This is a genomic window from Bartonella sp. MM73XJBT, from assembly GCF_028618465.1.
GTDB lineage: Bacteria > Pseudomonadota > Alphaproteobacteria > Rhizobiales > Rhizobiaceae > Bartonella.
The window spans coordinates 142,692-150,117 of record NZ_JAQISY010000004.1; the positions used below are offsets into that span (position 1 = coordinate 142,692).

The 7,426-nt window shown below is 38.6% G+C and carries 9 protein-coding genes; 4 read left to right on the plus strand and 5 right to left on the minus strand.

Annotated features, from left to right (window positions below; all coding sequences use genetic code 11):
• Nucleotides 1–61: 61 nt before the first annotated feature.
• Nucleotides 62–712, minus strand: coding sequence for an MBL fold metallo-hydrolase (locus tag PVV69_RS02685; protein WP_273756358.1), 651 nt, complete (start codon nucleotides 710–712; stop codon nucleotides 62–64).
• A 143-nt stretch (nucleotides 713–855) separates the two neighbouring features.
• Here PVV69_RS02685 and PVV69_RS02690 point away from each other — a divergent pair, with 143 nt between their 5' ends.
• Together PVV69_RS02690 and PVV69_RS02695 are read left to right on the plus strand one after the other, a co-directional pair.
• Nucleotides 856–1,566, plus strand: coding sequence for a response regulator (locus PVV69_RS02690; protein WP_273754447.1), 711 nt, complete (start codon nucleotides 856–858; stop codon nucleotides 1,564–1,566).
• Nucleotide 1,567: 1 nt separating this feature from the next.
• Nucleotides 1,568–2,908: an ATP-binding protein gene (locus PVV69_RS02695; RefSeq protein ID WP_273754448.1), complete on the plus strand. Its 1,341-nt coding sequence runs from the start codon at nucleotides 1,568–1,570 to the stop codon at nucleotides 2,906–2,908.
• A gap of 49 nt (nucleotides 2,909–2,957) precedes the next feature.
• Here the strand turns inward: PVV69_RS02695 and PVV69_RS02700 are convergent, their stop codons facing one another.
• Nucleotides 2,958–3,458 (minus strand): YbjN domain-containing protein, encoded by a 501-nt coding sequence (locus PVV69_RS02700; RefSeq protein WP_273754450.1) that lies wholly within the window; start codon nucleotides 3,456–3,458, stop codon nucleotides 2,958–2,960.
• Nucleotides 3,459–3,821: 363 nt separating this feature from the next.
• Nucleotides 3,822–4,085, minus strand: coding sequence for an accessory factor UbiK family protein (locus PVV69_RS02705; RefSeq protein WP_273719799.1), 264 nt, complete (start codon nucleotides 4,083–4,085; stop codon nucleotides 3,822–3,824).
• A gap of 276 nt (nucleotides 4,086–4,361) precedes the next feature.
• On the opposite strand from PVV69_RS02705, the gene lgt reads away from it, so the two are divergent.
• Complete coding sequence (lgt, locus tag PVV69_RS02710) at nucleotides 4,362–5,240, plus strand: prolipoprotein diacylglyceryl transferase (protein WP_273754451.1); 879 nt, start codon at nucleotides 4,362–4,364, stop codon at nucleotides 5,238–5,240.
• Entirely contained in the window at nucleotides 5,215–6,288 is a 1,074-nt protein-coding gene (locus tag PVV69_RS02715; RefSeq protein WP_273756354.1) for a class I SAM-dependent methyltransferase, read from the plus strand. Before lgt ends, PVV69_RS02715 begins: the two co-directional genes overlap by 26 nt.
• A 79-nt stretch (nucleotides 6,289–6,367) precedes the next feature.
• Here the strand turns inward: PVV69_RS02715 and PVV69_RS02720 are convergent, their stop codons facing one another.
• Both PVV69_RS02720 and PVV69_RS02725 read right to left on the minus strand, forming a co-directional pair.
• Entirely contained in the window at nucleotides 6,368–7,153 is a 786-nt protein-coding gene (locus PVV69_RS02720; RefSeq protein ID WP_273756355.1) for a DNA adenine methylase, read from the minus strand.
• Between the two features lie 27 nt (nucleotides 7,154–7,180).
• The gene (locus tag PVV69_RS02725; RefSeq protein WP_273756359.1) at nucleotides 7,181–7,408 is read right to left on the minus strand and encodes a hypothetical protein; all 228 of its coding nucleotides are present in this window, start codon (nucleotides 7,406–7,408) and stop codon (nucleotides 7,181–7,183) included.
• Nucleotides 7,409–7,426: the final 18 nt, after the last annotated feature.

A 7,426-nucleotide genomic window follows, 5' to 3' on the forward strand; every position in this document is an offset into this window, starting at 1 on the left:
CTGTTGCAGGCTACTAAAGAAGTTTAAGTAACCAGAAAAACACTCTAAAGTGTTTTTCTGGTTATGCATTAAATTCTTGAAGAAAAGGATTCCATTGCCGCTCATAGCCTAAGTGACTACCTGGTCCATGCCCACAGATGAAACGGACATCATCGCCTAAAGGCAAAACTTTTTCTCGAAGTGATTTCATCAACGCTTCATGAGAACAGAAAGGGAAATCCGTCCGTCCAATAGAACCACGAAAAAGCACATCACCCAAGAGAGCAAAACGTTGTTTTTCATTGAAATAAATGACATGACCAGGAGAATGACCAGGTGTATGAAAAACAGTGAACACATGTTCAGCAAAACGAAGAGTATCACCATCTTCCAACCATTGATCAGGAACACAATTGCGTGCATCAGTAATACCGTAGCTTTTTGCACTCTCAAACGTAGCATCCATCACAGGTTTATCACCCTGATGTGAACCGATAATTTTAACACCAAGAGCTTCTTTTGCTTGCATTGCCGCTCCCACATGATCAAAATGCCCGTGTGTTATCCAAATAGCTTCAACGACAACGCCCATCTTTTGGATAACTTCTTGAATTTGAAGCCAATCACCACCAGGATCCACTAAAACCCCCACTTTTTTTTCATTATCAAAAAGCAAAGTGCAATTTTGTTGAAAAGGTGTAACCGGGATAATATGTGTACTAAAATTGCTCATCATATCCTTTTCAAAGTAAATTTTTTCAACTTTATGAGAGAGAATTTCCTTCTTTATAGAGTAAAATAGCTTGCTCGACAGCTTTATGCAACTTATGTAAACTTGAACTTTATAAAAACACCATTTTGTTAAGGTTTTGAAGAATGACCGATCACGTTCAAGTTTTGTGTGATGATGCTCCTCACCTTCTTGTGATTGATGACGACACCCGCATTCGTAATCTTTTATTGCAATTTCTCATTAAAAATGGATTTCGTGTTTCAATTTCATCTAATGCTGATGAAGCAAAACGGCAACTTGCAAGCTTAGATTTTGATCTTCTTATAGTTGACGTCATGATGCCTGGACAAAACGGCATTGATTTCACCACCTCACTTCGTCAAACAAGAGACATTCCTATCCTCATGCTCACAGCTTTGTCAGAAACAGACAATCGCATCCATGGACTAGAAGCAGGGGCTGATGACTATCTTGCTAAGCCATTTGACCCTCGTGAGCTTCTCCTTCGCATTAACGCCATTTTACGACGTGGTTTTCCACTACAACAGCCTAAAATCGAGCAAATTGTTTTTGGACCCTATATCTTTTCCATTGCAAGGCGCGAACTCAAGAAAGGACGAGAAATTATTAAATTGACAGATAACGAACAAAAAATGATGGTTATTTTTGCCGAAAATGCAGGAGATATCATTCCACGCCATAAATTTGCAATGGATGATAAAAATATTGGCGAACGTGCAATTGATGTACAAATCAACCGCCTTCGCCGTAAGATCGAAGAAAATCCAGCACTCCCGATATGGCTCCAAACCGTACGAGGAATAGGTTATAAACTTTCAATTGAACAAGCATAGTATGATCATACCTGTAAGAGAATTTGTCCGCTGGCTGACAAAGAAGATGCCCAAACGGCTTTATGTGCGCTCTTTGATCATCATTATTGCTCCCATGGTCCTCCTACAAACAGTGATTGCTTATGTTTTTATGGAACGTCACTGGCAAATGGTGACCGAGCGCCTTTCTACCGCTGTTGTCCATGATATTTCAGCTATTATCGATATCATTGAAACATATCCGCAACAAGATAACTACGAAGACATCAAACGTATTGCACAACAACGTATGGGATTAAACATAGCTCTCCTACCTCCTTCGCCTCTTCCTCCACCAGGTCCGAAACCATTTTTCGCAATTCTTGATTATTTTCTCAGTGAAGAAATCACCCGTCAAATTAATCGTCCCTTCTGGATTGATACAGTAGGCGATTCTGATCTTGTCGAAATCCGCATCCACCTTGGACACGGTATCTTACGAGTATTTGCACCACGTAGCCAAGCCTATGCTTCCAATACTGCTATTTTTTTAAGCTGGATGGTAGGAACAGCGCTTTTTTTATTACTGATAGCAATTTATTTTCTGCGCAACCAAATCAAGCCAATTCAACAATTGGCTGAAGCAGCAGAAAGTTTTGGACGTGGTCGCCCTTTACCTGAGGGCTTTCAACCACAAGGAGCAGATGAAGTCCGTCGTGCTGGCATTGCTTTTTTACGCATGCGTGAACGTATTGAACGCCAAATTGAACAACGTACCATGATGCTTTCAGGTGTAAGCCATGATTTAAGAACGATTCTCACACGTTTTAAACTTCAGCTCGCCCTAGCAAATACTGACTTTGATATTAAACCCCTTGAGCAAGATATAAGCGACATGCAAAACATGTTAGAAGATTATTTTGCTTTTGCTCGTGGTGAAGGAAATGAAAGCGTTAAAACCTTTGATTTAAACACTCTCATGCAAAAATTTTCCACCGATGCACATCTTCACAAACGTCAATTTTCCTACACCATTGAAGGTCCTACACAAATACAAGTACGTCCCCGCGCCTTCACACGCCTTGTAAGCAATCTTGTCTCAAATGCATTTTACTACGCCAACACTATCAAACTGACAGCTATATCTTACCAAGAATCATTTATATTAATGATAGACGATGATGGACCTGGAATTCATAAAAATATGCGTACAGAAGTCTTTAAACCATTTTTTAGACTCGACAAAGCAAGGAACCAAGATGCAAGTGGAACGGGACTTGGCCTTTCTATTGCCCAAGATATAGCCCGTAGCCATGGAGGAAACATTCAACTAGAAGATAGCCCACTAGGGGGCTTGCGCGCTATTATTGATATCCCCCTATAAGCAAAACTTCACAAATCGTTAAAAAAAACGCTTAACAAACTGTCGTAATTTAGGCATTTCCCACAGTTTCAAACAAAGTATATTGCAGTGCCTTGTAAGCACTTTCGCCACGCCAAGCAACCATCTGAAATGCAACATAATGGCTTTCACAGACCTTTAGTGCGTGTATCAACAATGTCTCAACTTGTATATGAGATGGATGAACCCCTCCAGCCAATAAAAGCCCTTGCCGATAAATAACCGAATTATTACTTCGCCAATAATCAAAATGCCCCAGTAACAATTTTTCATTAATTGCCAGCAATAAGCGATGTATTTCTGCCGTTTGAGCATTTTCAATAGAAAGATCAAATGCACAAGCCAAATGAAGCGCTTCCTGCTCTTCCATCCATGAAAACGCAAGGCGATAATTGGTCCGTTTTCCTTCTACACAAACACGAATTTCATCTTGTGCATCACGCTCAAACGACCAATCATATTTACAAGCAATCTGTTCAATAAAGTCAACAGGATGCTCTTCTCTTTCTGTGGCGCAAAATGCAAGCCTCATTATAATCCTCAATCATATTAAAACATTTCAACAGAATACAAACCACCTCAACTGTAACAACATTTTGTTACAATCAAAGCCTTTACACCAAACAAATACACATTAAAAACATCGACAGTACACAAGTACTCGAAACTCAATCACGCTTCAAAAGTGAACCTGATAATCATAAAACGAATCATCAAGCTTTTTCAGTGTATTGATACAATTTTACAGCGCCAATCCCCCAATCTAAAAAAATGTCTTTTTTTACAAAAAACAAACAAAAATAAATGGATACTTTTCTCTAACAGACTCAAGATTAAGCATTTTTTAGTTTCAGGAATCCTACTGAAAAATTGGGGATATTTTTTCTAATAAAAATTATTTTACTTCTTTCGTGTCTGTGTTTTTTTCCAGATCATCAAGACGTTTTTTTACATCCGCATTTTCAGCATTTACTTTGAGCACCATTTCTTTAAAAGTTTCAAATTCTTCGCGTGAAACAAGATCAAGTTTATTTGCTATTTTTTCAGCCTGCAAACGAAAAGCCGTTCCAGCTTCACGTCGTATACCTTGCACAATATCAGCAGCATCTGTTGCTAATTTTGCCAATTCATCAAGAATACGGTTTGATCCATTACGCATAATGTTTTTCCTTAAATTTAAATTATTGACGCACGCATTATAGCGTATTTTCATAACATTTAGATACTGTATTTGTTCCTTTTGCCCTGTAGATTTTGCCCTACCATCCAGATTTTTCCATGCAGATTTCGTTTTAAGTCTTTTACACTCTTTTTACCATCATAAAATTTTAACAGGAGAAACCAGTGGAAATCTACCACTCTCCCCGCTTGACCATTATACATTCATCTGTCATTCCTGACCATCATATAACCTAAAAGAAAAAATGCTTAACTCATGAACAATCTTGTCTGTCCAGCCATTGCTTTTCCAGATTTTTTTAATCCGGTAATTGTCCGTTTAGGTCCCTTATCTCTTCATTGGTATGGACTTGGTTATGTAGTGGGCATTCTTTTTGCTTGGTGGTATGCACAGAAGTTATTAGAAAAACAATCTCTATGGTCCGCTAAACAACCTCCTATGGATAAGCAAAAGATAGGGGATTTTGTTGTTTGGTCTGCGATCAGTGTTGTTGTTGGTGGACGCTTAGGACAAGTGCTTGTATGGGACCCCCTTTATTATTTTAGCCATCCAAGCGCTATCATCGCAGTATGGGATGGAGGAATGTCCTTTCATGGCGGACTCATTGGCATCATCATTGCAATGATTTGGTTTGCCCGTAAAAATAATATCAAGATACGCGCAATGTTTGATATCATTGCTTCCGGTGCCCCTATTGGTATCGGTATTGTACGGATATGCAACTTCATTAACCAAGAATTATGGGGCAATGTTACCGCCCAGCCTTGGGCAGTTTGTTTTCCCCTAGACCCTTACTATTTACCACGCCATCCAAGCCAACTTTATGAAGCCTTCATGGAAGGATTTCTTCTTTTTGTCATCTTATCCACTGTGATTTTTGCTTTCAAAGCATTAAAACGCTCTGGCACCGTATCAGGAATATTTATTATAGGTTACGCAATAGCACGTAGTGTTTCAGAAATTTACCGTGCTCCCCAAGAAGATCCAGAATGGTTTTCCAGCCTTTTTCATTCTACTGGCTTCACCTATGGTATGGCTCTATCCCTTCCTATGCTCCTTTTAGGGGGCTATCTCCTTTTTCAAGCTTGCAAAGACAAATCTACAGAAAATGTCCACCCTGAAAGAAAAAATTAAGAAAATCATTGCCCTTCATGGTCCAATCCCTGTTAGTCAATATATGACGTTAGCGCTCACAGACCCTCAGTTTGGCTATTATCAAACACAAAAGCCCTTTGGACGCGCTGGTGACTTCATAACAGCCCCTGAAATAAGCCAATTATTTGGAGAAATGATTGGCATTTGGCTTCTTGCAAATTGGAAAGCTCATGGTTGCCCTCACCCCTTCATTATTGCTGAAATAGGCCCAGGACGTGGAACTTTAATGAGTGACATTTTGCGTACCATGCAAAAATTATCCTCAACCGCATTTAATGCAGCTGAAATCTTTCTTATTGAAGTAAGTGAAAAGCTCAAAAAAGAACAAAAGAAATGTCTCTCACCTTATCAAAAAAAAATCCATAGCATTAAGAGTTTTGACCAAATTCCTTCAAAACCACTTTTTTTAATTGCGAATGAGTTTTTAGACACACTCCCCATCAATCAATATATTAAAATCAATGGAGAATGGAGAGAACGCCGCATTACAGTCAATGAAGAGGGAGATTTCATCTTTATTGCCGCCCCACATAAACTTTCCTCTTCTTGCTTACCATCCTATTGTTCTGAAATGCCTGATGGCACAATTTTTGAACATGCACCCTCACGCCATCAATTGATACAACAAATCAGCAAGCGTTTAGTACAAGTACAAGGTTCTGCTTTGCTCATCGATTATGGTGCTCGAGATCTTGCCTTTGGCGATACACTACAAGCACTCTCAAGACATAAATTTCGTGATATTTTTGAGGCTCCAGGTCAACATGATTTAACATCCCATGTTGGCTTTTCCTTTTTAAAAAAAATAGCCCTTGAAGAAGGTTGTTTTGCTGAAATCTCAGAGCAAGGAGACTTTCTTTTAAAAATGGGATTGCTAGAACGGGCAAGACAGCTTGGGGGGGACAAAAATGCTACACTGCAAAACACAATCCGCCAAGATATCGAACGATTAGCTGGTCCAGATCAAATGGGAAAATTGTTTAAAGTCTTACATGTGAGTGATAAACCTTCTTTTTTATCTATGTAACTTACTGTAATTATATATCTTTTTTAAAGGTGAGGGTTGTTAGAATAAAAACGAGGGAATAGGATTCTCAATGTAGCTCTCAATTATTGTGAATCAGCACTTCTTTTCGAGGTGTTTTTTTTGCCATACCACATACCCAGAGGGTCTCTACTTCTAAAAAGTCAAAATCTTTAAAGATCTCTCGAACTGCATCACAATCATTCAGACTCAAGACAAATTTGCCTTCGACACCTTTGAGAATTTTTGCCATACTCTCAAAATCATTTTCATCAAAGTTTCCAGAACTGTAATACTTTTTCTTCAGAAAATATGGTGGGTCTAAATAAAACAAACTATCAGGTGCATCAAATAGCTCCACAACCCGCTCCCACGATAAGTTTAAGATAGTTGTATCTAGAAGCTTCTGTCTAACACGTCGCATTCTTGATAAAAGCTTCTCGGGATTAAAACTAACCTTTCTCTTTTTGCCAAAGCTAAATGATGCGTAATCTTTTTTCCCATACATCACACAACGTTGGAGAAACAAAAAGCGTGCAGCTCTTTCAACTTTAGAGAGGCTCTCTGGGGCAATAGATGCAAGTTCAAAAAACAACTGTCTTGAACAAACAAACCACTCCAATCGTTTGGCTAAAGCATCAAAGTCATTTTGAACACATTGAAACAGATTCGTGATCTCTCCATTCAAATCATTAATGACGGAATATTTCGCTGGTCTTTTGTTTAGGAAAATGACACCTGAACCTAAAAACGGTTCAACATAAGTTTTATGATCTATATTATTTAAAATCGGTATAATTTTCTTACGTAGATGATGTTTACCACCCATCCACGCAAACAGTGTCTGTGTAAAATCTTGTTTTGTCATATTTTTAAAGGAAAGATTTTGTATGCTCTAACTTTTAGTTAACCACTTTTTAAAGTGTGAGAAGCTATTATCTATGGCATCGATGAAACGCGACAAATCCATTACAAAGATAAAGATAATGAAGGCAATCCACTTCATAAAGCGTGACATCATCTTTATGCCTTGGTACGTTTCTATCATCTCATGAAGAAGCTGTTGTTCCGTTTCTGTCAGTTGTTTTGTGTTATCTTCTTTCTTGACCATCTTTCCAACCACATACCTGTGCTCCCTGTT

Excerpts from the sequence above, each read along its gene's own strand:
- PVV69_RS02715 (WP_273756354.1), top strand. The coding sequence starts at position 5,215 with ATGTCCACCCTGAAAGAAAAAATTAAGAAAATCATTGCCCTTCATGGT.
- PVV69_RS02720 (WP_273756355.1), bottom strand. The coding sequence starts at position 7,153 with ATGACAAAACAAGATTTTACACAGACACTGTTTGCGTGGATGGGTGGT.
- PVV69_RS02695 (WP_273754448.1), top strand. The coding sequence starts at position 1,568 with ATGATCATACCTGTAAGAGAATTTGTCCGCTGGCTGACAAAGAAGATG.
- PVV69_RS02690 (WP_273754447.1), top strand. The coding sequence starts at position 856 with ATGACCGATCACGTTCAAGTTTTGTGTGATGATGCTCCTCACCTTCTT.
- PVV69_RS02700 (WP_273754450.1), bottom strand. The coding sequence starts at position 3,458 with ATGAGGCTTGCATTTTGCGCCACAGAAAGAGAAGAGCATCCTGTTGAC.
- lgt (WP_273754451.1), top strand. The coding sequence starts at position 4,362 with ATGAACAATCTTGTCTGTCCAGCCATTGCTTTTCCAGATTTTTTTAAT.
- PVV69_RS02685 (WP_273756358.1), bottom strand. The coding sequence starts at position 712 with ATGAGCAATTTTAGTACACATATTATCCCGGTTACACCTTTTCAACAA.
- PVV69_RS02705 (WP_273719799.1), bottom strand. The coding sequence starts at position 4,085 with ATGCGTAATGGATCAAACCGTATTCTTGATGAATTGGCAAAATTAGCA.